This is a genomic window from Streptomyces sp. NPDC096040 (assembly GCF_040303265.1).
In the GTDB taxonomy this organism is placed as follows: domain Bacteria; phylum Actinomycetota; class Actinomycetes; order Streptomycetales; family Streptomycetaceae; genus Streptomyces.
Window position 1 is genome coordinate 25,409 of the sequence record NZ_JBEOTA010000007.1, and the last position, 23,492, is coordinate 48,900.

At 70.8% G+C, this 23,492-nt stretch carries 22 protein-coding genes; 4 read left to right on the plus strand and 18 right to left on the minus strand.

The window, feature by feature from the left end:
- Positions 1 to 71 precede the first annotated feature (71 nt).
- Positions 72 to 416, minus strand: coding sequence for a type 2 periplasmic-binding domain-containing protein (locus tag ABTY98_RS10705; RefSeq protein WP_352220521.1), 345 nt, complete (start codon positions 414 to 416; stop codon positions 72 to 74).
- On the opposite strand from ABTY98_RS10705, the gene ABTY98_RS10710 reads away from it, so the two are divergent.
- Positions 403 to 795 (plus strand): Rossmann-fold NAD(P)-binding domain-containing protein, encoded by a 393-nt coding sequence (locus ABTY98_RS10710; RefSeq protein ID WP_352220522.1) that lies wholly within the window; start codon positions 403 to 405, stop codon positions 793 to 795. The genes ABTY98_RS10705 and ABTY98_RS10710 overlap by 14 nt on opposite strands.
- 48 nt (positions 796 to 843) lie before the next feature.
- Here the strand turns inward: ABTY98_RS10710 and obgE are convergent, their stop codons facing one another.
- The 6 genes from obgE to ABTY98_RS10740 all read right to left on the minus strand — a co-directional run bounded on the left by obgE (position 844) and on the right by ABTY98_RS10740 (position 9,418).
- Complete coding sequence (gene obgE, locus ABTY98_RS10715; protein WP_352220523.1) at positions 844 to 2,286, minus strand: GTPase ObgE; 1,443 nt, start codon at positions 2,284 to 2,286, stop codon at positions 844 to 846.
- 169 nt (positions 2,287 to 2,455) lie between these two features.
- Complete coding sequence (gene rpmA, locus ABTY98_RS10720) at positions 2,456 to 2,710, minus strand: 50S ribosomal protein L27 (protein ID WP_020940020.1); 255 nt, start codon at positions 2,708 to 2,710, stop codon at positions 2,456 to 2,458.
- Between the two features lie 14 nt (positions 2,711 to 2,724).
- Positions 2,725 to 3,045 carry a 50S ribosomal protein L21 gene (gene rplU / locus ABTY98_RS10725; RefSeq protein WP_030217740.1) on the minus strand — a complete coding sequence of 107 codons (321 nt, stop codon included), beginning with the start codon at positions 3,043 to 3,045 and terminating at the stop codon, positions 2,725 to 2,727.
- Between the two features lie 268 nt (positions 3,046 to 3,313).
- Positions 3,314 to 7,420, minus strand: a complete 4,107-nt coding sequence (locus ABTY98_RS10730; protein ID WP_352220524.1) for a ribonuclease E/G — start codon at positions 7,418 to 7,420, stop codon at positions 3,314 to 3,316.
- Positions 7,421 to 7,696: 276 nt separating this feature from the next.
- Entirely contained in the window at positions 7,697 to 8,461 is a 765-nt protein-coding gene (locus ABTY98_RS10735; protein WP_352220525.1) for a TIGR03936 family radical SAM-associated protein, read from the minus strand.
- Between the two features lie 111 nt (positions 8,462 to 8,572).
- Complete coding sequence (locus tag ABTY98_RS10740; RefSeq protein ID WP_352220526.1) at positions 8,573 to 9,418, minus strand: hypothetical protein; 846 nt, start codon at positions 9,416 to 9,418, stop codon at positions 8,573 to 8,575.
- Between the two features lie 180 nt (positions 9,419 to 9,598).
- On the opposite strand from ABTY98_RS10740, the gene ABTY98_RS10745 reads away from it, so the two are divergent.
- Positions 9,599 to 9,952 (plus strand): DUF805 domain-containing protein, encoded by a 354-nt coding sequence (locus tag ABTY98_RS10745; RefSeq protein ID WP_352220527.1) that lies wholly within the window; start codon positions 9,599 to 9,601, stop codon positions 9,950 to 9,952.
- Between the two features lie 54 nt (positions 9,953 to 10,006).
- Here ABTY98_RS10745 and ABTY98_RS10750 read toward each other — a convergent pair whose 3' ends face one another.
- Positions 10,007 to 10,471: a hypothetical protein gene (locus ABTY98_RS10750; RefSeq protein WP_352220528.1), complete on the minus strand. Its 465-nt coding sequence runs from the start codon at positions 10,469 to 10,471 to the stop codon at positions 10,007 to 10,009.
- 188 nt (positions 10,472 to 10,659) lie between these two features.
- Positions 10,660 to 10,896: a DUF6400 family protein gene (locus tag ABTY98_RS10755; RefSeq protein ID WP_352220529.1), complete on the minus strand. Its 237-nt coding sequence runs from the start codon at positions 10,894 to 10,896 to the stop codon at positions 10,660 to 10,662.
- A gap of 128 nt (positions 10,897 to 11,024) precedes the next feature.
- Here ABTY98_RS10755 and ABTY98_RS10760 point away from each other — a divergent pair, with 128 nt between their 5' ends.
- Complete coding sequence (locus tag ABTY98_RS10760; protein WP_352220530.1) at positions 11,025 to 11,633, plus strand: DJ-1/PfpI family protein; 609 nt, start codon at positions 11,025 to 11,027, stop codon at positions 11,631 to 11,633.
- Positions 11,634 to 11,823: 190 nt separating this feature from the next.
- On the opposite strand, the gene ABTY98_RS10765 is transcribed toward ABTY98_RS10760, so the two are convergent.
- Genes ABTY98_RS10765 through ABTY98_RS10775 form a run of 3 tightly spaced genes read right to left on the minus strand, consistent with a single transcriptional unit; the run spans position 11,824 to position 13,930 of the window.
- A complete protein-coding gene (locus tag ABTY98_RS10765) occupies positions 11,824 to 12,441 on the minus strand; it encodes a VOC family protein (RefSeq protein WP_352220531.1) in 618 nt (205 codons plus the stop codon).
- 60 nt (positions 12,442 to 12,501) lie between these two features.
- Entirely contained in the window at positions 12,502 to 13,254 is a 753-nt protein-coding gene (locus ABTY98_RS10770) for an SDR family oxidoreductase (protein WP_352220532.1), read from the minus strand.
- Complete coding sequence (locus tag ABTY98_RS10775; protein ID WP_352220533.1) at positions 13,241 to 13,930, minus strand: cysteine hydrolase family protein; 690 nt, start codon at positions 13,928 to 13,930, stop codon at positions 13,241 to 13,243. Before ABTY98_RS10775 ends, ABTY98_RS10770 begins: the two co-directional genes overlap by 14 nt.
- A gap of 151 nt (positions 13,931 to 14,081) precedes the next feature.
- On the opposite strand from ABTY98_RS10775, the gene ABTY98_RS10780 reads away from it, so the two are divergent.
- Positions 14,082 to 14,366 carry a hypothetical protein gene (locus tag ABTY98_RS10780; protein ID WP_352220534.1) on the plus strand — a complete coding sequence of 95 codons (285 nt, stop codon included), beginning with the start codon at positions 14,082 to 14,084 and terminating at the stop codon, positions 14,364 to 14,366.
- Between the two features lie 113 nt (positions 14,367 to 14,479).
- Here ABTY98_RS10780 and ABTY98_RS10785 read toward each other — a convergent pair whose 3' ends face one another.
- From ABTY98_RS10785 to mreC, 6 genes are all read right to left on the minus strand, one after another.
- Positions 14,480 to 16,462 carry a TIGR03960 family B12-binding radical SAM protein gene (locus tag ABTY98_RS10785; protein ID WP_352220535.1) on the minus strand — a complete coding sequence of 661 codons (1,983 nt, stop codon included), beginning with the start codon at positions 16,460 to 16,462 and terminating at the stop codon, positions 14,480 to 14,482.
- A 74-nt stretch (positions 16,463 to 16,536) separates the two neighbouring features.
- On the minus strand, positions 16,537 to 18,042 hold the full coding sequence (locus ABTY98_RS10790) for a CYTH and CHAD domain-containing protein (protein WP_352220536.1): 1,506 nt from the start codon (positions 18,040 to 18,042) through the stop codon (positions 16,537 to 16,539).
- 129 nt (positions 18,043 to 18,171) lie between these two features.
- Positions 18,172 to 19,371: a rod shape-determining protein RodA gene (rodA, locus tag ABTY98_RS10795; RefSeq protein ID WP_352220537.1), complete on the minus strand. Its 1,200-nt coding sequence runs from the start codon at positions 19,369 to 19,371 to the stop codon at positions 18,172 to 18,174.
- A 28-nt stretch (positions 19,372 to 19,399) separates the two neighbouring features.
- Entirely contained in the window at positions 19,400 to 21,649 is a 2,250-nt protein-coding gene (gene mrdA, locus ABTY98_RS10800; RefSeq protein ID WP_352220538.1) for a penicillin-binding protein 2, read from the minus strand.
- A 94-nt stretch (positions 21,650 to 21,743) separates the two neighbouring features.
- Positions 21,744 to 22,421 carry a rod shape-determining protein MreD gene (mreD, locus tag ABTY98_RS10805; RefSeq protein ID WP_352220539.1) on the minus strand — a complete coding sequence of 226 codons (678 nt, stop codon included), beginning with the start codon at positions 22,419 to 22,421 and terminating at the stop codon, positions 21,744 to 21,746.
- A 13-nt stretch (positions 22,422 to 22,434) separates the two neighbouring features.
- Positions 22,435 to 23,388 carry a rod shape-determining protein MreC gene (gene mreC, locus ABTY98_RS10810; RefSeq protein WP_352220540.1) on the minus strand — a complete coding sequence of 318 codons (954 nt, stop codon included), beginning with the start codon at positions 23,386 to 23,388 and terminating at the stop codon, positions 22,435 to 22,437.
- Between the last annotated feature and the right edge of the window lie 104 nt (positions 23,389 to 23,492).

The following is a 23,492-nucleotide window of genomic DNA, read 5'->3' on the forward strand; positions in this document are numbered from 1 at the left end:
GGTCTGCCCTTCGGAAACTCCCACGGTCGGCCGGTCGGTGCGCTGAACGACACCAATCGTGCGCATGACAACTAGGCAGACGATGGGCGACCCCCGGCGTCAGAGGAACAGACCACTGGCCCCCGACCTGACGGCGGACCGAGTCGCCCGTGGCGCGAGCCGCCCTCCGCGGGAGCGGTGACCGCCTCCGCGGAAGCCGGGACCGCCCCGGCGGGAGGCGTGACCGCCGCCGCCAGCCGGTCGCGGAACCAGCGGTGGCCCGGGTCGGCCGAGTTGCGCGGGTGCCGGGCCATACCGAAGTCGAGGGGCGCCAGGTCGAGCGGGACCGGGAAGGTGCGCAGGCCCAGCGCCTCGATGGTGTCGTCGAGCCAGTCGGCGACGGTGAGTGCGACGAGGTCGGTGGTGCGGGCGAGCATCCGGACTGAAGGCTCCGGGGCCGTAGCTGCCCGGGACATCGCGGCGACCGCCGTACGACTGCTGCTCGACGGCACCTGGACGAGGTCCGGCGAGGTCGCATGCCTCGGTCCCGAGGATCTGTCGCCGAACGACATGGCCCGGATCGCCTCCGAGGTGCTGGGCACCGAGGTCGGCTACCGGCAGGTCACCGGCGCGGCGTTCAAGGAGCGCATGACCGGCTTCGGGATGACCGAGGGGATGGCACAGGGAATGGTCGACATGTTCGAGGCGAAGAACAGGGGCCTGGCCAACGCCGAGCCGCGCACCGCGGAGTCGACGACGCCGACGACGTTCCGGCAGTGGTGCAAGGACGTCCTCAAGCCGGCCGTGACGGGCTGAGAACCCGCGGTACCGCAGGCCCCCGCGGTACCGCGGCCCCCTGCCCCGTCACTCCTCGAACGGGTCGAAGTCGCCGTACTCCCGCAGCGACTCGTCGCGCTCCGCCTGGCGGTCGCGGCGGCGCTGTACGGCGGGGCGCTGTTCCTCGAAGCGGTGGTCCTCGCCGCGGCGGCCGAGCATCTCGGCGCCGGACATCATGGACGGCTCCCAGTCGAAGACGACGGCGTTGTCCTCGGGGCCGATGGCGACGCCGTCGCCGCTGCGGGCACCGGCCTTCATCAACGCCTCTTCCACGCCGAGGCGGTTGAGGCGGTCGGCGAGGTAGCCGACGGCCTCGTCGTTGGTGAAGTCGGTCTGGCGGACCCAGCGTTCGGGCTTCTCGCCGCGCACCCGGAAGAGACCGTCTTCCTCCTGGGTGACGGTGAAGCCGGCGTCGTCCACGGCCTTGGGCCGGATGACGATCCGGGTCGCCTCCTCCTTGGGCTTGGCGGCGCGGGCCTGGGCGACCAGCTCGCCGAGCGCGAACGACAGCTCACGCAGGCCGAGGTGGGCGACCGCCGACACCTCGAAGACGCGGTAGCCGCGGGCCTCCAGGTCGGGGCGGACCATGTCGGCGAGGTCCTTGCCGTCGGGGACGTCGGTCTTGTTGAGGACGACGATCCGGGGCCGGTTGTCGAGGCCGCCGTACTGCTTGAGCTCCTCCTCGATGACGTCGAGGTCGGAGAGGGGGTCGCGTTCGGACTCCAGGGTGGCGGTGTCCAGGACGTGGACGAGGACGCTGCACCGCTCGACGTGCCGCAGGAACTCCAGGCCGAGGCCCCTGCCCTGGCTGGCGCCGGGGATGAGTCCGGGGACGTCGGCGATGGTGTAGACGGTCGAACCGGCCGTCACCACGCCCAGGTTGGGGACGAGGGTGGTGAACGGGTAGTCGGCGATCTTCGGCTTGGCGGCCGACAGCACGGAGATCAGCGAGGACTTGCCGGCGCTGGGGTAGCCGACCAGGGCCACGTCGGCGACGGTCTTCAGCTCCAGGACGATGTCCTGGAGGTCTCCGGGCTCGCCGAGCAGGGCGAAGCCGGGGGCCTTGCGGCGGGCGCTGGCGAGGGCCGCGTTGCCGAGGCCGCCGCGGCCGCCCTGGGCGGCGACGTACGAGGTGCCGTGGCCGACGAGGTCGGCGAGGACGTTGCCCGCCTTGTCGAGCACCACGGTGCCGTCGGGCACCGGCAGGACGAGGTCCTGTCCGTCCTTGCCGGCCCGGTTGCCGCCCTCGCCGGGCTTGCCGTTGGTGGCCTTGCGGTGCGGGGAGTGGTGGTAGTCGAGGAGGGTCGTCACGGACTGGTCGACGGTCAGGATGACGTCGCCGCCCCGGCCGCCGTTGCCGCCGTCGGGGCCGCCGAGCGGCTTGAACTTCTCCCGGTGAACGGAGGCACAGCCGTGGCCTCCGTTACCCGCGGCGACGTGCAGCTCGACGCGGTCCACGAAGGTGGTCATGGTGGGGTGCCTCCAGTTACTTACGGGGTGATACCTATGTCAACACGCGAAAGGCGGACCCGCCTTCCCGATCGGGAAGTGAGGTCCGCCTCGCGAAACGTTCGGTCTGAGCCGTGCGGTCAGAAGACCTTCAGAGGACCTGAAGACCCTGAGACTTGAGACTTGAGACTCAGGCGACCGGAACGATGTTCACGACCTTGCGGCCACGGTGGGTACCGAACTCCACCGCACCCGGCTGCAGCGCGAACAGCGTGTCGTCGCCGCCACGGCCGACGCCGGCACCGGGGTGGAAGTGGGTGCCGCGCTGGCGGACCAGGATCTCGCCCGCGTTGACGACCTGACCGCCGAAGCGCTTCACGCCGAGGCGCTGAGCGTTGGAGTCACGACCGTTACGGGTGGACGATGCGCCCTTCTTGTGTGCCATCTCTCCTCAGTCCCTTACTTCGCAGCCGCGGGGATCTCAGTGACCTTGATCGCCGTGTACTGCTGGCGGTGGCCCTGGCGACGCCGGTAACCGGTCTTGTTCTTGTAGCGCAGAATGTCGATCTTCTGGCCCTTGTGGTGGTCCACGACCTCGGCCTGGACCTTGATGCCGGCCAGCACCCACGGGTCGCTGGTCACGGCCTCGCCGTCGACAACGAGCAGGGTCGAGAGCTCGACCGTGTCGCCAACCTTGGCAGTGGAAATCTTGTCAACCTCAACGATGTCGCCGACAGCAACCTTGTGCTGGCGACCACCGCTGCGCACGATGGCGTACACGCGGATCTCACTCTCTCGCTCGGGAACGGCACCCCCGCAGTCCAGCCGTCCGGCACGCGGGCGGCCTCTCCGGAACACCGTGTGCTCCGGAGGAAGAGGTTTACGGGGATGTGGCACGTCCTCATATCCATGGACACGCCGACGGTCAAGGTTACGGGGCGGTGGCCGAGGGGGTCAAACCGGGCCCCGGGAGGTGTGGGGCCGGTCACTCCGAACAGGCCCCGCGGAGTGCGGGGCCGGTCGCACGAACCGGCCCCACACCCGGGCGTCAGCCCTCGTCGGAGGCGGTGGTGACCACGCTGGTCTTCTTCGCCGTCGACTTGGCGGCGGCCGTCTTGGCGGTCTTGGCCGCCTTCTTGGCCGTCGTCTTCTTCGCCGCCGTCTTCTTGGCCGCGGTCTTCTTCGCGGCCGTCTTCTTCGCGGCGGTCTTCTTCGCAGCCGTCTTACGGGCCGTCTTCTTGGCCGGAGCGGCCTCCTCGACGCCCTCACCGGCGACCTCGGCAGCCTCACCGGTGACCGGCGTCCGCGGCTGCTCGGCGGCCTCCGCCGACGGTACGACCACGACGGCGGCCTCCTCCGACGCGGTCGGCGCGGTGGCCTTGCGCACCGCGCGGCGGCGCGGCCGGGCCGGGGCGGCGCTCTCGGCGGACGCGGCCGCCTCGGGCTCCTCCGCCGCCTCCATCACCGGCTCCGCCACCGGTTCGGCCGCCGGGGCGGTCTCGGCGACGACGGTCACCACGGCCGTCTCGGCCCCCGCCGGGGAACCGGCGGGCGCCGACACCTTCCGGGTGGCACGGCGACGCGTACGGCCCTTGGACGCGGTCTCCTCGGCGGCCGGGGCCTCGGGGGCCTGGACGACCGGGTCCTCCACGGCGACCGGCTCGGCGTGCGCCTCGGCGGCCGGCTCCGGCAGCACCTCACGCTCGGCCTCCTCGGCGGCCGGTACGGCCTGGGCGGTCGGCGTCTCGGCCTCGGCGGCCCGGTCGCGGCCCGCGCGCTCCCTGGGCGCCCCGGCCGGAGCCGAGGCCCGGCGGCTCGCCCGGCGGCGGGTACGGCCACGGCCGGCCGCGGCCTCCGCCTCCGCGACGCTGCTGTACAGCTCCTCGTCCGGCGCGAACTCGGGGGCGGGCAGCGCGACGGGCCCGGCGGCCTCGGCCGCGACCTCCGCCGCCGTCTCGACCGCCTGGACGGCCTCGGCGTGCTCGAGGGCCCCGTCGGCAACGGCCGCGTGGGTCTCGTGCACGTCGTGGTCGTGGTCGTGCTCGTGTCCGTCGCCGCCGCGCCCGCGCTTCTTGCGCTTGCCGCCGCCACCGCCGCCGCCGGAGCTGGGCTGCTCCATGTGGACGATGACGCCACGGCCGTTGCAGTGCACGCAGGTCTCGGAGAAGGACTCCAGCAGGCCCTGCCCGACCCGCTTGCGGGTCATCTGGACGAGCCCCAGCGAGGTCACCTCGGCCACCTGGTGCTTCGTACGGTCACGTCCGAGGCATTCGAGCAGGCGGCGCAGCACCAGGTCGCGGTTGGACTCCAGGACCATGTCGATGAAGTCGATGACGATGATGCCGCCGAGGTCGCGCAGCCGCAGCTGGCGGACGATCTCCTCGGCCGCCTCCAGGTTGTTCCTGGTGACCGTCTCCTCGAGGTTGCCGCCCTGACCGGTGAACTTGCCGGTGTTGACGTCGACGACGACCATCGCCTCGGTCCGGTCGATGACCAGCGAACCGCCGCTGGGCAGCCAGACCTTGCGGTCCAGGGCCTTGGCGAGCTGCTCGTCGATCCGGTAGGTGGCGAAGACGTCGACCTCGGAGGTCCACTTCGACAGCCGGCCGGCGAGGTCGGGGGCGACGTGCGAGACGTAACCGTGGACGGTCTCCCAGGCCTCGTCACCGCTGACGACGACCTTGGAGAAGTCCTCGTTGAAGATGTCGCGGACGACCCGGACGGTCATGTCCGGCTCGCCGTACAGCAGCGTCGGCGCGTTCGAGCTGCCGCCGTTCTTCGACTTCTTCTGGATCTCCTCCCACTGCGCCTGGAGCCGTTCGACGTCACGGCGCAGCTCGTCCTCGCTCGCGCCCTCGGCGGCGGTGCGCACGATGACGCCCGCGTCCTCGGGGACGATCTTCTTGAGGATGGTCTTCAGCCGGGCCCGCTCGGTGTCGGGCAGCTTGCGGCTGATGCCGGTCATCGAGCCCTCGGGGACGTACACGAGGTAGCGGCCCGGGAGGGAGACCTGGCTGGTCAGACGGGCGCCCTTGTGGCCGATCGGGTCCTTCGTCACCTGGACGAGGACGGACTGGCCGGACTTCAGGGCGGCCTCGATCCGGCGGGGCCCGTTGGCCATGCCGAGCGCCTCGAAGTTGACCTCACCGGCGTACAGGACGGCGTTGCGGCCCTTGCCGATGTCGATGAAGGCGGCCTCCATCGAGGGCAGCACGTTCTGGACCTTGCCCAGGTAGACGTTGCCGACGTACGAGGTGGCCTGCTCCTTGTTGACGTAGTGCTCGACGAGCACGCCGTCCTCCAGGACGCCGATCTGGGTGCGGTCGCCGTACTGGCGTACGACCATCACACGCTCGACGGCCTCGCGGCGGGCGAGGAACTCGGCCTCGGTGATGATCGGGACGCGCCTGCGGCCCTGCTCGCGGCCTTCGCGGCGACGCTGCTTCTTTGCTTCCAGACGCGTGGAGCCCTTGATGGACTGCACCTCGTCGGACGGCTCGGACGGCTTGCGGGGCTCGCGGACCTTGACGACCGTGCGCTCCGGGTCGTTCTCGCCGGGCTCGGTGTCGACGGAGGTGTCCCCGGCGCGACGCCGACGGCGACGACGACGACGGCTGCTGGAGGAGCCGCCGGCCTCGTCGTGGGCGTCCTCGTCGTCCTCTTCCTCCTGTTCGGCGGTGTCCTCGGCGTCCTGCTCGGCCTGCTCCGCGGCCAGCTCGTCGCTGTCGGCGTCGGCGCCCTCGCCGGCGTCACCGCGGCGGCGGCGACGGCCACCGCGGCGGCGACGGCGGCGGGAACCGGCTTCCTCGGCCTCGTCCTCACCGTCTGCGTCGGCGGCGTCCTCGACGTCCTCGGCGGGCTCCTCCGGCTCCTCGGTCTCGTCCTCGGCGGCGGGTGCGGCGGCCGGGGTCTCCTCGGCGGCACCCCGGCGGCGGCGCCGGCGGCGCGAACCGGCCTCGGCCTGCTCGGGCTGCTCGGCCGGCTCCGGCTGGTACGGGGCGAGTTCCTCGGGCTCCTCCGTGCCGGCGGCCACGGCGGCCGCTTCGGCGGCGGCGCGCTCCGGGGTCTGGAACTTCGGCTCGGTGAACACGGGCGCCTGGAACACGGCCACGGCGGGCCGGGCGGGGCGGCGCTGCGACTCCTCCTCGGCGGGCGTCTCCGCGGCGGCGGGCTCGGAGAACCCGATGGCGGCCTGTCGCACGACCCGGCGCCGGCGCCGCGGTGCCTCGGTCTGCGGCTCCTCGGCGGCGGGGGCCTCGGTGGCGGAGGTGACGGCCGGGGCCTCGGCGGCCTGCGGCTGAGCCGCGGCGGGGGCTTCGGCGGCGGCCTCGGGCGCGCCGGCGGGTGCGGCGACCCGACGGGTGGCACGGCGTCGGGTGCGTGGCGCGGGCGCGGTGGGCTCCGCCTCGGGGGCGAGGGTTGCCTCACCGCTCTCGTCGACGGCCTTGACGGCCTCGGCGGTTTCCACGGCTTCGGTGGTCTGAGCGACGGTCTCGGCTGTCACCGGGTTACCGGCGGGCGCCGACGCGCGGCGGGTCGCCCGACGGCGGGTACGCGCCGCGGGCACGGTCTCTTCATCGGTTGCGGCGGCCTCGGAAACCGGAGCAGCTTCGGAGACCTCAGGGGCCTCGGTAGCCGCAGAGGTCTCGACGGCCTCTTCCTTCTCGGCGGCCTCGGTGGGCGCGGAGACGCGTCGCGTGGCACGCCGGCGCGTGCGGCGCGGTGCGGCCTCCTCGTCGCCCTGTACGGCGGTCTCGACGGCCTCGGCCGCGGGCGTGGCCTCGGCGGGCTCGGCGGCGGTCACGGGAAGGACGGTCTCGGCGGTGTCGGCGGCCTCGGCTCCCGTCGGGGAACCGGCGGGTGCCGAGGCCCGGCGGGTCGCCCGGCGGCGGCTACGCGCTGCGGGCACGGCCTCCTCGGCGACCGCGGCAGCCTCCGCGGCCTCTTCCGTGTCCGTCTTCTCGGCAGCCTCCGCGGGCTCCGAGAACGACTCGGCGGCCGGTATGGCCGGCGTGGTGATCTCGGCCACGGCCTCGCTCGCCTCGGCGGGCGGTCCCGCGGGGCGGGACGCGGCACGGCGACGCCTGCGCGGCGGCAGGGTGTCGCTGGGGGTGTTCAGTTCGGAGCCCTCGGTGGGCTCGGTCGGTTCGAGCATGCGGGCGGTTCTCCCGTCAGGCTCCCGGGCGCCGCGCCTGGTCCGGCGTCGTTCGGTTCGAGCGACCGCCGGTGACGTCCACGGCTCGCGCGATGCGCGGTGCCGCCGTGTGGGGCGCGGACGCCGCACAGGAGCTCTCTGTGTCCTGTCTCGCCGGTTCCGTACGCCTTGTCGCGGACGGCCTGGCGAAAGTCTTCTGGTTGGTGCGCTGCCCGACCCAGATGGCTCCCGAGTACGAGGGCGGCGCTACGACGTACGTCCTTCGCGGGACCTTCCTTACGCCGACGCCGTCGCGGCGGCAGCGGGTTCGGCCTTCGAAAGGGCCTCCGCTGCCTCGCGGTCGGGCGCGAGCGGGTCGGTCACCGTGCCGGTCTCTTCATCGAGCAGCCCCTGCGCCAGCCTGGTCACCGCTGCGGGGACCGGCGGCGCCAGGTCGGCCACGGCGCGGAGACCGGACAGGACGTCGTCGGGTCGTACGGCAGGCGTCACGTGCCGAACAACCAGCCGCAGTATCGCACAGGGCTGGTCGCTCGGCCTATCAGCCGTTTCATTGTGCGTTTCAAGTTGTACGACCGCGGGGCGGGCGTCGAAGGTCCGTACGCCGTTCTTGGTCATGCGCTGGACCTCGACGGCCTCAGCCGAGTTGAACGCGGCGACGGCCTGTGCGGCCTCCACCGGGTCCAGGCCTGCCAGCCGCAGCTCCCACACGGAGGCGGTGAGCCGGTCGGCCAGTCCGGACGTCCGTGCCTCGACCGCGTCGACGATGTCGAGCCCGGTGGGCAGGGACTCGTCGAGGAGGACGCGCAGTCGCTCCGGGTCGCGGGCCGCGGTGAGCGCGATCTCCAGATACTCGGCCTCGCTGCCCGTGCCGGTGGGTGCGGCATTGGCGTACGACACCTTCGGGTGCGGGGTGAACCCCGCCGAGTAGGCCATCGGCACCTCGGCGCGGCGCAGCGCACGCTCGAAGGCGCGCTGGAAGTCACGGTGGCTGGTGAACCGGAGGCGGCCGCGCTTGGTGTAGCGCAGTCGGATGCGCTGCACCGCCGGTGCGGGCGGCGGGCCTTCGGGCTGTCGCTTGCCCAGTGTCGTCAGTCCTTCGCGATTCTCGTGAGAGCAGCAGCCGTGCCGCGGGGGCCGTGCTGCTGTGTGCTTCTATCCATCAAGAGTACGTGTGTCGCGGCCCACGGGTTCCCGGCGGTCCACGGCCGCCGGCCGGCCCGGCTCGCCGAACAGGGCGCGGCGCAGGTCGGCGCGGGCCTGGCGGACGGCCCGTCCGACGGCATGTGCGACCTGCGCGGCGGGGTGCAGCACGAGGTCGCGCACGACGTGTCCGACCGGGGTGAGAACGGTCCGGTAGAGCCGGCGCACCGGTTCCAGGAAGATCCACCGGAAGAGGGTTCCCAGAACCCGTCCGACGGCGCGTGCGACGTGTCCGGTGGCCCGCCAGGCGTGACCGAGGGCGTCCCGGATCTCCTTCAGGACGATGCCGAGGACATGGCCGACCGGGGTGAGGACCCAGCGCCACAGGGCGACGGCGGGCAGGACGAGGAGCACCCGCGTGATCCAGTACAGGGCGCCGAGGAGCTGCTCGAACACCCAGGCGACGGCTTGGGCGACGGGCGTCAGGAGCCACAGCACCGCATGGCCGATCGGGGTGAGCACGCGCGCGTGGAGCCACCCGAGGGCGTGGCCGAGGGGGGTGAGCAGGTAGCGGTACAGCCAGATCAGCGGGACGACGAGGAGCACGTGCAGGAGCCGGCCGATGGCGCGGCCGGCGGGGGTCAGGCCGTACCGCCACAGGAATCGTGCGACCGGGACGACGAGGTGGCGCCACAGGAACCGTGCGCCGGCGGCGAACGCGTCCCAGAGCAGGCGTACCGGCAGCACCACCAGGAACACGAAGATTCGGACGGGGATCCTGATCGCTACGACGAGACACCCCTCGGGGTGCTGCGCCTGCGGTTGTGGGCGCCGCTGCGGCTGTTTCTGCATGTCCATGGCCGAAGAGACGCTATCGCGTGCCACGCGGATGCGATCGGCCACCCTTGATCACCGAACGGCGGCGACACGGTAACGGTTGACCCGCACACGCCAATCTGAATGGATCCGGCCATGGCGGCTTGATTTGCTGAGCACCAGCGAAATCTTGAACCATTCTTGGTCCTTGGGGGACGAGTAATGAACTGGTACGTGGACGTACTGAAGAAGTACGCGGTGTTCAGCGGCCGTGCGCGTCGGCAGGAATACTGGATGTTCTTTCTGTTCAACCTGATCATCAGCATCGTGCTGGCGGTCATCGGGCGGGTCATCGGGTTCGCCGCCCTCGGCGCGATCTACAGCCTGGCGGTCTTCCTGCCGGGCCTCGCGGTCGCGGTCCGCCGACTGCACGACACCGGCCGTTCGGGCTGGGCGATCCTGATCGGCATCATCCCGCTGGTCGGCTGGATCTTCGTGCTGGTCTGGCTCGCCTCCGACAGCAAGCCGGAGCAGAACCAGTACGGCGACAACCCGAAGTACGCGGCCGCCGTCTGACCTGCCGTCACCTCCAGGGCCCCGCCGGATCCGTCCGGCGGGGCCTTCGCCTGTCTATGAGGCCGCGGACGACCTCTTGTTGCGTTCCGCCTGGAGGTGCAGGACCAGGAAGAGGACGCGGAGGAGGTCGTCCGGGAGGGTGTGCAGGTCCTTGGGGAGCACGATGCGGCGGGGGCGGCTGCCGAGGGCGTCGTACGACACGGCGAGCGGGCCGACCGCGCTCGCCCGGCCGCTGAACCTGGGGTGTTCCACGGGGTACGGCCCGATGCGGCGCGGTATCCCGGACCAGGCGGCGCACTCGACGTCCCACGTCCCGAACGTCCTCGGGACGCTGCCGAGGCGGCCGTACCCGATCTCGATGTCGCCGATCCACCGCAGCCGGCTGCCGAGCATGTCGTACTCCAGCGGGTACGGCCCGAGCGCCCGAGGCCTGCCGCCCCACCGACCGTAGGTCAGTTGGACGTCCCCGATGGAGCGGAGTCTGCTGCCCAGCAGGTCGTAGCCCAGTTCCAGTTCCATGCCCGCCAACTCCCCCGCGTGTCGCCGGCCTTCGGTCTCCCCGATTGTGCGGCCGGGCCGGTGCGCCTTCCATGGCGGTCGTGTCACGGTTTCACCGCAGGCTGTGGCGCACCGGAAGACGGACGCCGGGGAGGTGTTCGGCCGCATCGTGCTGACGCCGTAGCGCCACCGCGTCCTGGGGCTGGGAATCAGCGCCGGGGCAGCACCCCGGCCGCGACGAGCGAGTCGTACAGCCGCTGCTGTTCCTCGTCGAGCCCGGAGTACAGCATGTCGTACGCCTCCTCCTCACCGCGCACGCTCTCGACGGGATCCCAGTCGGCGCCGAGAGCCGCCATGACGTGGGCGCGCCGGGTCATCTCGTGCCCGGTGAGGTCGACGGCGAAGTCGACCGGTTCGGCGGGAAGGGCGGCATCATGACTGGACATATGACCGAATTTAGGCAGGGGGGTGGCCCCGCGACAAGAGTCCGTGGGGCACATCACAGCAGGTCATCGGTGCATTGCATGGGCCTCCTGCGAAAATCGGGGTCCGCGCTGCGCTCCGAGGAGATGCCATGCAGGTAGCCGTACTCACCTTCGACGGATTCAACGAACTCGACAGCTTCATCGCCGCCGCGCTGATCAACCGGTGCCGCAAGGACGGCCTGGAGGCCTTCATCACGACACCGACACCGGTGGTCACGTCGATGAACGGCGTCGAGGTGACCGGGCAGCGCCCGACGGAGTTCGTGACCGAAGCCGACGTCGTGCTGGTCGGCAGCGGAGTGCGGGCACGGGACGTGGTCGCCGACGACCGGCTGATCTCCCGGCTGCGGCTCGACCCCTCCCGGCAGCTGATCGGCGCGCAGTGCTCCGGCGCGCTGGTGCTCGCCCGGCTCGGTCTGCTGGACGGCATGCCCGTCTGCACGGACCGCAAGACCCGGCCCTTCGTCGAGGCGTCCGGGGTCACCGTCCTGGACACGCCGTTCCACGCCGAGGGGAACATCGCCACGGCCGGTGGCTGCCTGGCGTCCCAGTACCTCGCCACGTGGGTGATCACCCGGACTCTCGGCGAGGACGCCGCCCGCGGGGTCCTCGACTACGTGGCCCCGGTCGGCGAGAACCAGGAAACGGTCGACCGCGCCCTGCGCGCCGTCCGCACGGCCGAGACCGCACTGAGCTGACGGCAGCCGAAGCTCAGGGCGTAAGGCCCTCTCGCGCCACCGGAAGGCGGGGGGCCGCGCTGTACGGCGTTGGCGCGGTACGACGCCGGCGGGGCACGGCACGGTCAGGTTCGGTTCGTTCCGGAACCGCCGCAGGATGTCGGGGCCCAGCAGGGCGCTGCCGCGCCGGCCCTGTCACCGGAGCACCGGATCACGCGGGCGGTTCCGTCCCGGCCTGCTCGCTCGCCATGTACCGCGCGTACCAGTCCGGCCAGTTGGGGTCCTCCGCGCCGGTGCGGGCCTCGTGCTCGCCGTGCGCCGCCGCGGCCCGCCGCAGGGCATCCGCCAGGTCCTCGGCCGAGGCGAACGAGGTGGCCGCGGGATCCAGCCGTCCCGGCAGCCGGTCGGTGACCTCCTGCAGGAGCCAGCCGTTGCCGTCCGGGTCGCTGAACGACAGGAAGGAACCGTAGCTGCCGTGGTGCGGTTCCGGACCGGGCACCCGGGCGTCACCGTCGGCGTGGTGGAAGACACCGCCGGCGTCGTGGAACACCTCACTCGGGTCTGCGCCGTGCCGCGCCAGCTCGTCGTGGGCGGTGTCGATGTCGTCGACGACCAGGTGCAGCCCCCGGGCCGAGCCGGGCGCCTGCTCGGTGACCGACTCGCCGAAGATGACCGACGCCGGGGAACCCGGTGGGGTCACCTGCACCACCCGGAACTCCCCGTCGGTGGCCACGTCCGCGTCGAGCCGCCAGCCCAGCGCCGTATAGAAGTCCCTGGCCCGGTCCACGTCGGACACCGGCACCACGACGACCTCGAGTTTCATGTCCATGGCTTGCACTTCCCGTCTCGGAGGCGACACCCTCGACGACCGGACCCGCGGTACGGCTGGTCAGTGCGCGAGGAGCTGCTGACCGCCGTCGATGTCATAGGTGACGCCGGTGAGGGCGTCGTTGACCATGAGGTGCACCGCGAGGGCGGCGACGTCCGCCGGACCGACCACCCGCCCGATGGGCAGCATCCTCCTCAACTCCTCGCGTCGCGCTTCGAGTCGGTCGCCCAGCAGGGAGGCCGACAGCGGTGTGTCCACGAACCCGGCCGCGATGAGGTTGACCCGGATCGGCGCGACCTCCAGCGCCAGGTTGGCGGTCAGTGCGGGCAGCGCCGCGGTGAGGGCGCCCGTCACCGCCATCCCGGCCGCGGGCCGCCGGCCGCCCGTCCCGCCGATGAACAGCAGCGTCCCGCCGGCCCTGACCTTCCCCCGGCTCGCCCGCGCCACCGCCAGCACCATCGCGAGACGACCGCCGAAGTCCCGCGCGGCCTCGGTCAGATCAAGCTCGTCGAGGGGGGCGTACGACGGACTTCCCGCCGTGACCAGCACATGGTCGACCCGCCCGGGCAGCTCCCCGATGAAACGCTCCAGCCGTTCCGTGTCGTGGGCGTCGAACACAGCCGTGCTCAGCGGATGCAACTCCTGCGCGGCCCGCTGGAGCCGCTCGGCGTTGCGCGCCACGAGCACCAGCTCACCGCCGGCCGCCCGCACCTGCCGCGCGGTCTCCAGACCGATGCCCGCGCTGCCGCCCACCACCACGACCGTCTGGCCGCCCAGTCCGCCGGGCGCGCCGCCCCGCTCACCACTGCTCATGACCGTCGCCTCCGTTCTCCCGGGAGCCTTCGCCGGCCCCGCCGCCGCCCGCCATCCGGACGAACTCCTCGGTGGTGACGACGGCATGGGCGTACAGGGGCGCGTTGAGGTCGAAGGTCGCGGTCATCTCCTCCCAGCTGAAGGAGGCGATGGCATCGCGGACGAGGGTCACGTGGTACCCCAGCTCCTGGCCGTAGCGGGCGGTGGTGTCCACACAGGTGTTGGCCCGCATCCCGATCAGCACGATCTTCCGGATGTGGTGCTGCTTCAGCATGAAGTCGAGGTCGGTGTTGGCGAAACCGCTGGACGCCCAGTGCTGCCGTACGACGATCTCACCTTCCCCCGGCTGGAAGTCGGGGTGCCACTCGGCGCCCCAGCTGCCCTCGGCGAACGTCTGCTGGGCGACGACGCGCCGCTGGGTCGGGGACAGGTGGTCCCAGGTGGCGTAGTCGCTCGGGGTCGTCCGATGATGAGGCACGACGAAGACACGAAATCCCTGGCCACGGGCCGTTGCGAGCGCGGTCCGCATATGGTCGAGCAGGCCTACGCCCTCCGCCACTTCCTTCGCCCGGGGCCACAACTTGCCGCCTTCGGAAAGGAAGTCGTTGTAGGGGTCGACGATCAGAAGAGCGGTTTCGTCCGGCGAGTACCGCACTTCGGGGGTCTCAGCAGTCATGGACGGTTCCCAACTGGTCAGCGACCGGCCTCCGCCACAGCCCGCCGACTCAGAAAACCCAGTCTGTCACTCCCCCGGCGGAACGGCATCCGGACCACCTCCCCGTGATCACGTGATCAGGTCAGGTGATCAACCGCGGGAGGGCGACGGCGTGACGGGTTCGGGCAGCCGCCGCGGCCTGTTGTCGGGCGGCGCCGAACGCGCCAAGGTGTTCCTCAAGGAGAACGACCCCTACACCCCGCTGTACGAGTCACTGGGCGCCCTGCGCGGGGAGGCGGTCACCCCGGAGGACGTGGCCGTCACCGCGGCGCAGACGATCGAGCGGCCCGACCCACCGCTGCGCGTACCGTTAGGCCCACCCGCCGAACAAGTTCTACGGGCCCGCAAGCAAGCCCCGGAGGACAAGCCCTTCCTCCTGACCGAGATCAACTGGTAGCCGGCCGCCGGGCAAGATCCACTCTGCGGCGCTCCCGGCTGACGTCCATGAGGACGACATTTTCCCTCTCCCCCGCCAGCGCCTCAACCGCCCGATCGAGTGCCTCGCTCACGTCAGTGCGTGTGACCGGTCGGAGTCGGCGTCGGACCCGCGTTCTTGACCGTAAGCGGGAGCAACTTCTTGCCGGTCGGGCCGATTTGAATGGCGGTGTCCATCTGCGGACACACCCCGCAGTCGAAGCAGGGCGTCCAGCGGCAGTCCTCGACCTCCGTCTCGTCGAGGGCGTCCTGCCAGTCCTCCCAGAGCCAGTCCTTGTCGAGGCCCGAGTCGAGGTGGTCCCAGGGCAGGACCTCCTCGTACGTCTTCTCACGCGTCGTGTACCAGTCGACGTCCACGCCGAAGGCGGGCAGCGTCTTCTCCGCGCAGGTCATCCAGCGGTCGTAGGAGAAGTGCTCGCGCCAGCCGTCGAAGCGGCCGCCGTCCTCGTAGACCGCGCGGATCACCGCGCCGATGCGGCGGTCGCCGCGGGAGAGCAGGCCCTCCACGATGCCGGGCTTGCCGTCGTGGTAGCGGAAGCCGATCGAGCGGCCGTACTTCTTGTCGCCGCGGATCTTGTCCCGGAGCTTTTCGAGGCGCGCGTCCGTTTCCTCCGCGCTCAGCTGCGGGGCCCACTGGAAGGGGGTGTGCGGCTTGGGGACGAAGCCGCCGATCGAGACCGTGCAGCGGATGTCGCCCTGGCCGGAGACCTCGCGGCCCTTCTGGATGACGTTCATCGCCATGTCGGCGATCTGGAGGACGTCCTCGTCGGTCTCTGTGGGGAGGCCGCACATGAAGTACAGCTTCACCTGGCGCCAGCCGTTTCCGTAGGCGGTGGCGACCGTGCGGATCAGGTCCTCTTCCGAGACCATCTTGTTGATGACCTTGCGCATGCGTTCCGAGCCGCCCTCGGGGGCGAAGGTGAGGCCGGAGCGGCGGCCGTTCCTCGTCAGCTCGTTCGCCAGGTCGACGTTGAAGGCGTCGACACGCGTGGAGGGGAGGGAGAGGCCGATCTTGTCTTCCTCGTAGCGGTCGGCCAGGCCCTTCGCGATGTCGCCGATCTCCGAATGGTCCGCGGAGGACAGGGAGAGCAGGCCGACCTCCTCGAAGCCCGTCGCCTTCAGGCCCTTGTCGACCATCTCGCCGATGCCCGTGATCGAGCGCTCGCGCACGGGGCGGGTGATCATGCCGGCCTGGCAGAAGCGGCAGCCGCGTGTGCAGCCGCGGAAGATCTCCACGGACATGCGCTCGTGGACCGTCTCGGCCAGGGGGACGAGCGGCTGCTTCGGGTACGGCCATTCGTCCAGGTCCATGACGGTGTGCTTGCTGACCCGCCACGGGACGCCCGACTTGTTGGGGACCACGCGCGCGATTCGGCCGTCCGGGAGGTACTCGACGTCGTAGAACGCCGGGATGTACACCGAACCCGTCTTCGCCAGGCGGAAGAGGACCTCTTCGCGGCCACCGGGGCGGCCCTCCGCCTTCCACTCGCGGATGATCTTCGTCATGTCGAGGACGGCCTGCTCGCCGTCGCCGATGATCACGGCGTCGACGAAGTCGGCGATGGGTTCGGGGTTGAAGGCCGCGTGGCCGCCCGCCAGGACGATGGGGTCGTCCAGGCCGCGGTCCTTCGACTCCAGGGGGATGCCGGCCAGGTCCAGGGCCGTGAGCATGTTGGTGTAGCCGAGTTCCGTGGAGAAGCTCAGGCCCAGCACGTCGAAGGCGCCGACCGGCCGGTGGCTGTCCACTGTGAACTGCGGGACGCGGTGCTCGCGCATCAGCGCCTCCAGGTCCGGCCACACGCTGTACGTGCGCTCGGCGAGGACGCCCTCCTGCTCGTTGAGGACCTCGTAGAGGATCATGACGCCCTGGTTGGGCAGGCCGACCTCGTACGCGTCGGGGTACATGAGTGCCCAGCGGACGTCGCAGGACTCCCATGGCTTGACCGTGGAGTTGAGCTCTCCGCCGACATACTGGATCGGCTTCTGCACATGCGGGAGCAGAGCTTCGAGCTGCGGGAACACGGACTCGGCGACCTGGGCGGCGGCTTCGGCAGGCATCTCGCGGACCTTTGTGAGCTGACAAGGGTGACCATCCAGACTAGCGCGCCCGGCGGTGTCCCCCGTACGCCCGCTCAGACGGGCGCATCCTTCTTGATCTCCTTCCAGACGCCCGGTGTCTCGGCCTCCACCGCCACCGCCCGCTGCTCCTCGCGGCCGTACAGCAGCCCGTACGTGAACGCGCTCTCCCCGGCGGCGTGGGCCACCGCGGACAGCTCGCGCAGGGTCTCGCGGGCCATCACGCTGTCCTGGTGCTCGCCGAGCATGCTCTGCAGCGACTTCATGGACTTGACCATGGTCTTCGCCGGCTTGCCGAGGGCGGGGCTGGCCGCCTCGGCCGCGTAGCGGGTGCGCTTGGCCTTCTTGCGGGCCTCGTGCAGGCCGAGGTCGCGGTCGTGGCCGGGGGGCTGCTCCATGGCCGTCTCGATCAGGTCGGTCACCTTCGCGAAGTCCTTGCGTACGGCCTTGGCGAGCACCTTCTCCGGCTTCCCGGCCGCCGCCTTCAGCAGCGGCGGGTCGGCGACGAGGGCGTCCAGGGTGTCCAGGAGGTCCAGGTAGCGCTTGGAGTCGAGGACGCCGAGCAGCCGGCGCCGGGAGCCGCGCTCGCCGGCCTCGGCCCAGGCGCGCAGACGGTCGTGGACGGGGCCGGAGACGAGGGGGCGGGGGAGCTCCTCCAGGGCCGTCATCAGGCGTTCGGCGAGGACTTCCAGGTCGCGGCCCAGGCCCAGTTCTCCGGCCAGCCACTTCAGCTCGTCCGCGACGGGGTCGGTGACCTCCCGGTCGAGGACCTTGCGGAAGGAGCGGAAGGTGCTGCGCAGTCGGCGGGTGGCCACCCGCATGTCGTGGACGCCTTCCTCGGTGTCCAGGCGTACGGCGGGGTCGAGCTCGGCGATCGCGTCCCGCTGGGCGCGGACGTAGGCCAGGACGTGGTCGCCGGCCGTGACCGGTGCGCCGGAGTCCGGCTTCGGCGGGTGGGGTTTGCCGCCCTTGGTCTCGGCCAGTGCGCGGGCCAGTTTCGAGGGGGACTTCGACGGCCGTACGCCCGCCTTGCCCAGCCGTTTCTCCACCTTGTCGAGGAAGGACGGGTCGGTGCCGTCGGCGAGTTCCACCTCGATCTCGGTCCACTGGGCCTTGCCCTCGCCGCCGAAGAGCCGCTCGGCCCGGACGCGGTCCACGCTCGCCTCGGCGAGCAGGGCGCCGTCCGCGTCGACGAGGTGCTGGATGTCGCGGGTGGTGCGCAGCCGGATCACCGGGACCAGCTGGCCTTCGCGGACCCTGGAGCGGGCCAGGGCGGCCAGTTCGTCGGGGACGGTGTCGGAGAGCGGGGCGTGGATCTCGTCGCGGATGCCGGGCGCCACGGGGAGTTTGAGGTGCCAGCCGGCGTCGCTGCCTCCGGTGCGGCGGCGCAGGGTGACTCCGGCCGAGGCCAGGCGCAGGTCGGAGGTGTCGTAGTAGGTCGCGTCGAGTTCGGCGGTGCCCTTGTCCAGGACGTTCGCCACGCCGGCGACTCCGGTCAGGTCGGGCAGTCCACTCTCATCGGATTCGTACTTGCGCTCGATTTCACGCTTCGCATCCGCCATGAACCGAATCTAGTGGCCCCCCTGCCGGAGGGACAGCGGGCACAGTAGGTAAATCGGAAGCCAACATGAAAATGAGGTGGGGTGAACGCGCGGGAAACGGCGCGTTCACCCCACCCTCAGAGCGTCCGGCTAGGCCGACATCGGGCGCTGCACCCTGATCGACTGCAGCAGCCCCACCGCCACCCACACCGCGAACATCGACGTCCCGCCGTATGACACGAACGGCAGCGGAAGGCCGGTGACCGGCATGATCCCGAGGGTCATGCCGATGTTCTCGAAGGACTGGAACGCGAACCACGCCACGATTCCCGCCGCCACGACCGTGCCGTACAGCTCGGTCGTCTCACGGGCGATTCGGCAGGCGCGCCACAGGACGACGCCGAGGAGCACGATGATCAGGCCCGCGCCGACGAAGCCCAGCTCCTCCCCTGCCACCGTGAAGACGAAGTCGGTCTGCTGCTCCGGCACGAACTGGCCGGTGGTCTGCGAGCCGTGGAACAGGCCCGCGCCGGTCAGGCCGCCGGAACCGATGGCGATCCGGGCCTGGTTGGTGTTGTAGCCGACGCCCGCGGGATCGAGGTTGGGGTTGGCGAAGGCCGCGAAGCGGTTGATCTGGTACTCGTCCAGGATGTGCAGCTGCCAGACCGCGATCGCGCCCAGCAGGCCCGTCGCGAGCAGGCCGAAGATCCAGCGGTTGGAGGCGCCGGAGGCCAGCAGCACGCCAAGGACGATGATGACCATGACCATGACCGAGCCCAGGTCGGGCATGAGGAGCACGATCAGGATCGGTACGGAGGCGAGGCCGAGGGCCTGCAGCACCGTGCGATGGTCGGGGTACTTCTTGTCGCCGGCGTCGACCCGGGCCGCCAGTATCATCGCCATCCCCAGGATGATCGTGATCTTGACGAACTCGGACGGCTGGAGCGAGAAGCCGCCGCCGAGCACGATCCAGGAGTGCGCGCCGTTGACGGTGGAGCCCAGCGGGGTGAGTACGGCGAGGATGCCGAGCACCGACAGGCCGTAGAGGATCGGTACCGCGTTGCGCAGCTGGCGGTGGCCGATCCAGACCGTGCCGATCATCAGGGCGAGTCCGATGCCGGTGTTCATCAGGTGCCGGATCAGGAAGTAGTACTGGTCGCCCTGGTTGATCTCGGTGCGGTTGCGGGTGGCCGAGAACACCAGCAGCGAGCCCAGCAGGGACAGGGCCAGGGCCGCCATCAGTATCGGCCAGTCCAGGCGGCGGGCCAGCGAGTCACGGGCGAAGACCCGGGTCCAGCCGGCCCGCGCGGGACCGTATCCGGAGACGGAGAAGCTGTTGACGCCGGTCATGCCGGGAACCTCCCACCAGAAACGCTCGTCACGTCGGCATCCTCCGGCTTCCCCTTCCGCGCGCCCGCCTTCGGGTGTTGCGGTTGCCCGTCGACGGTGAGGGCGTGGTGGCCGGGGGCTGCTGGCCGTCGGCGCCCTTGTCGCCCTGCTGGCTCGCCTGGAAGTCCTTCGCCGGGTCCTTGGAGATCTTCGGCGAGGCGATGGTGCCGTCCGTGCGGATCTTCGGCAGGCCCTGCTGCGGGGTGGGCAGCAGCGCCTTCGACTTGTCGATGGAGCCGTCGGCGCCGACGCCGTACAGCGCGCTGTAGATGTTGCGGACCGCCTCACCGGAGGCACCGGAACCGGTACCGGCCTGGGCGATCGTCATGACCACCGTGTAGTCCTTGGAGTACGTGGCGAGCCAGGACGTGGTCTGCTTGCCGTAGACCTCCGCGGTACCGGTCTTGGCGTGCAGCTCGATCTTGTCCTGCGGCCAGCCCTGGAACTTCCAGGCCGCGGTACCGCTGGTGATGACGCCCGCGAGGGCCTTGTCCATGCCCTGGAGCGTGGCCTGGGTGACCGGGAGCTTTGCCTTGACCTTCGGCTTGATCTCCTTGACCGTCTTGCCGTCGGCGCTGACGATCGCCTTGCCGATGGTCGGGACGTACTCGGTGCCGCCGTTGGCGAGCGCCCCGTAGATCATGGCCTCCTGGATCGGCGTGACGAGGGTGTCGCCCTGGCCGATGGAGTAGTTGATCGAGTCGCCCTCGCGCATCTTGTTGCCTTCGAGGCAGTTCTCGTAGGCGATCTTCTCGACGTAGGTGCCGTCCTTCTTCCCGGACTTGCACCAGGCGTCCTTGTTGGCCTTCCAGTAGTCGAGCTTCCACTGGCGGTCGGGGACGCGGCCGGTGACCTCGTTGGGGAGGTCGACGCCGGTCTCCTTGCCGAGGCCGAACTGATGGGCGGTCTTGTAGAAGTAGTCCTTGGGCTGGCCCTGCTTCGGGTTGATGCCGCCGTCCTTCTTCCACTCACGGTCGGCGAGACCGTAGAAGACGGTGTCGCAGGAGACCTCGAGCGCGCGGCCCAGCGAGATGGGGCCGAAGTTCTCGCCCTCGAAGTTCTTGAAGACCTGGCCGCCGACCGAGTACGAACTGGTGCAGGGGTAGCCGCCGTCCCACTGGTAGCCGGCCTCGACCGCGGCGGCCGTGGAGACCACCTTGAAGGTCGAACCGGGCGCGGACTGACCCTGTATGGCCCGGTTCAGCAGCGGGTAGTCGGAGTCCTTGCCGGTGAGGGCCTTGTAGTCCTTGGCGGAGATGCCGCCCACCCAGACGTTCGGGTCGTAGGTCGGCGCGGAGGCCATGGCGACGATCCGGCCGGTCTTGGCCTCCATCACGACGACGGCGCCGGAGTCGGCCTTGTAGTTCTCACCGGTGATCTTGTCGTACTGGGTACGGGCGATCTTCATCGCGTTGTCCAGTTCGTACTCGGCGACCCGCTGCACCCGGGAGTCGATGCTGGTGACCAGGTTGGAACCGGGCTCGGCGGCGTCGGACTCGGCCTTGCCGATGACCCGGCCGAGGTTGTCCACCTCGTAGCGGGTGACGCCGGCCTTGCCGCGCAGTTCCTTGTCGTACTCGCGCTCAAGTCCCGAGCGGCCGACCTGGTCGGAGCGCAGATAGGGCGAGTCGGTGTTCTGGGCCTGCTGGATCTCGGCATCGGTGACCGGGGAGAGATAGCCGAGGACCTGTGCGCTGTTGGACTTGCCGGGGCTCGCGTAGCGGCGCACGGCCTCGGGCTCGGCGGTGATACCGGGGAAGTCCTCGGCGCGCTCGCGGATCTGCAGGGCCTGCTTGGCGGTGGCCTCGTCGGTGATCGGGATCGGCTGGTAGGGCGAGCCGTTCCAGCAGGGCTGGGGGGTCTTGGAGTCGCAGAGCCGGACCTTCTGCATGACCTCCGTGGGGCTCATCCCCAGGACGCCCGCGAGCTTGGTCAGGACCGCCTTGCCGTCGTCCTTCTGCTTGAGCAGGTCGGTACGGGAGGCGGAGACGACCAGCCGGGTCTCGTTGTCGGCGAGCGGCACTCCGCGCGCGTCCAGGATCGAACCGCGTACGGCGGGGTCTACGACCTGCTGGACGTGGTTGCCTGAGGCTTCCCTCTGGTACTCGGCACCCTCCCGGATCTGCAGGTACCACAGGCGGCCGCCGAGGGTGCCGAGCAGGGAGAGGACGAGGATCTGGATGACGACGAGACGGATCTGGACCCGTGGGGTCCGGCCGGTCTCGGGAATATTGGTCACTGGGTTGCCTCCCCCTCTCAGTGATGTGTGTCTGTGTCATATACGACGAAGCTGTGGGCCGCGTCACCGGGGCGCCGAGTGAACTCCCGCGCACTCACAGGCGCTTGACCCCCTTGATCCGGCCGACGCGGACGCTGCGGCTGCGGGCCCTCGCCTTCAGGGAGCCGAGGCCGCCGCGCTGGCCGCCGATGCGCAGCCCGGTGCCGGAGGAGAGCCAGCCGGAGGAGATGTCGCCCGCCTTGGTGCCGGAGTTGGCCTCCGCCAGCGGGTCGTTGTCGGCGCGGCGGGCCAGCGCCATGATGCCGGGGACCACGAACGGGGCGAGCAGCAGGTCGTAGAGGGCGGCGGTGATCAGCAGGCTGGTCATGCCGACATGGCGGGCGGCGGTGTCGCCGACGAGGGCGCCGACGCCCGCGTACAGCAGGGTGGAGCCGATGGCGGCGGCGACCACGACGACCATCGGCCCGGTCGCGGACCTCAGCCGCCCGTTCTCCGGCTTGATCAGGCCCGCGAAGTAGCCGACGACGCACAGCACCAGGGCGTAGCGGCCTGCCGCGTGGTCGGCCGGCGGGGCGAGGTCGGCGAGCAGTCCGGCGCCGAAGCCGACGAGGGCGCCGCCCACATGGCCGTACACCATGGCGAGGCCGAGGACGGTGAGCAGCATCAGGTCGGGGACGGCGCCGGGCAGGTGCAGACGGCCCAGGACGCTCACCTGAAGCACCAGGGCGACGACGACCAGGGCGGAGGAGAGCAGGATCCGGTTGACACGCATGGGGATTGAGCTCCTACTGCTGCTGGCCGGTGGTGTTGGTCGCGTTCGCGCTCGCGTCCGCGGACGGGGTGACCGTGACGGTCACCGTCGGGGTCGGGGTCGGCTTCGGTTTGGCCGGGAGCACCTCGTCGCGCGGATCCTTCTTCGGTGGCTCGACGACCACGCCGACGATGTCGAGCTTGGTGAAGGACACGAACGGCGTGACGTACAGGGTGCGGGTGAGGCCGCCGTTGGACGGGTCGACGCTGGAGACCGTGCCGACCGGGACACCGGGCACGAAGGGCCGGTCGGCCTCGGAGCCGAAGGTGACGAGCCGGTCGCCCTTCTTCACCTCGGCCTTGCCGTTGAGGAGCTCGACGCGCAGCGGCCGGTCGCCCTGGCCGGAGGCGAAACCGAGTTCGTCGCTGCCCTCCATGCGGGTGCCGACGGTGAAGTCGGGGTCGTTGGCGAGCAGTACGGTGGAGGCGTCCGGGCCGACGGTGGTGACGCGGCCGACCAGGCCGTTGCCGTTCAGCACGGTCATGTCCCGTTTGATGCCGTCGTTGGCGCCGACGTCGATGGTGATGGTCCAGGAGAAGCCCTGCGCCGACCCTATGGCGATGACCTGGGCGCCCTTGATGCCGTACTGGCCCTCGCCGGCCATCTTCAGCATCTTGTCGAGCTGGCCGAGGCGGCTGCGGTTGCGGTCGTCGCTGCCGAGCTTCGCCTTGAGGGTCGCGTTCTGCTTCTCCAGGCGGGCCAGCCGGTCGTGCCGTTCGCCTGAGTCCCGGACGGCGGAGACGGCGTTGCCCACCGGGTCCACCACCGTCGACATGCCGTTCTCGATCGGGCCGAAGACCGCGGCCGCGGCCTGCCGGGCGCCGTCGACCGGGGAGTTCCTGCCACCTCGGATGTCCACCGTGATCAACGCGAACGCGATGGCGATCAGCAGCACCAGGAGCAGCCGGCTCTCTTTCGTGTCCCTCACGTGCGGCGGCCGTGCCTTCCTCAATAGGAACTTGCGTGAGCTTGTTTTGTGAGTCGCAGGGAAGTCGGGGGCGGAGCTCGTTCGTGTGAGCCTATGCCTCCATA

Coding starts and splice junctions, on each gene's coding strand:
- ABTY98_RS10705 (WP_352220521.1), bottom strand. CDS start 416: ATGCTCGCCCGCACCACCGACCTCGTCGCACTCACCGTCGCCGACTGG.
- obgE (WP_352220523.1), bottom strand. CDS start 2,286: ATGACCACCTTCGTGGACCGCGTCGAGCTGCACGTCGCCGCGGGTAAC.
- rpmA (WP_020940020.1), bottom strand. CDS start 2,710: ATGGCACACAAGAAGGGCGCATCGTCCACCCGTAACGGTCGTGACTCC.
- ABTY98_RS10730 (WP_352220524.1), bottom strand. CDS start 7,420: ATGCTCGAACCGACCGAGCCCACCGAGGGCTCCGAACTGAACACCCCC.
- ABTY98_RS10740 (WP_352220526.1), bottom strand. CDS start 9,418: ATGGACATGCAGAAACAGCCGCAGCGGCGCCCACAACCGCAGGCGCAG.
- ABTY98_RS10745 (WP_352220527.1), top strand. CDS start 9,599: ATGAACTGGTACGTGGACGTACTGAAGAAGTACGCGGTGTTCAGCGGC.
- ABTY98_RS10750 (WP_352220528.1), bottom strand. CDS start 10,471: ATGGAACTGGAACTGGGCTACGACCTGCTGGGCAGCAGACTCCGCTCC.
- ABTY98_RS10755 (WP_352220529.1), bottom strand. CDS start 10,896: ATGTCCAGTCATGATGCCGCCCTTCCCGCCGAACCGGTCGACTTCGCC.
- ABTY98_RS10760 (WP_352220530.1), top strand. CDS start 11,025: ATGCAGGTAGCCGTACTCACCTTCGACGGATTCAACGAACTCGACAGC.
- ABTY98_RS10765 (WP_352220531.1), bottom strand. CDS start 12,441: ATGGACATGAAACTCGAGGTCGTCGTGGTGCCGGTGTCCGACGTGGAC.
- ABTY98_RS10770 (WP_352220532.1), bottom strand. CDS start 13,254: ATGAGCAGTGGTGAGCGGGGCGGCGCGCCCGGCGGACTGGGCGGCCAG.
- ABTY98_RS10775 (WP_352220533.1), bottom strand. CDS start 13,930: ATGACTGCTGAGACCCCCGAAGTGCGGTACTCGCCGGACGAAACCGCT.
- ABTY98_RS10785 (WP_352220535.1), bottom strand. CDS start 16,462: ATGCCTGCCGAAGCCGCCGCCCAGGTCGCCGAGTCCGTGTTCCCGCAG.
- ABTY98_RS10790 (WP_352220536.1), bottom strand. CDS start 18,042: ATGGCGGATGCGAAGCGTGAAATCGAGCGCAAGTACGAATCCGATGAG.
- rodA (WP_352220537.1), bottom strand. CDS start 19,371: ATGACCGGCGTCAACAGCTTCTCCGTCTCCGGATACGGTCCCGCGCGG.
- mreD (WP_352220539.1), bottom strand. CDS start 22,421: ATGCGTGTCAACCGGATCCTGCTCTCCTCCGCCCTGGTCGTCGTCGCC.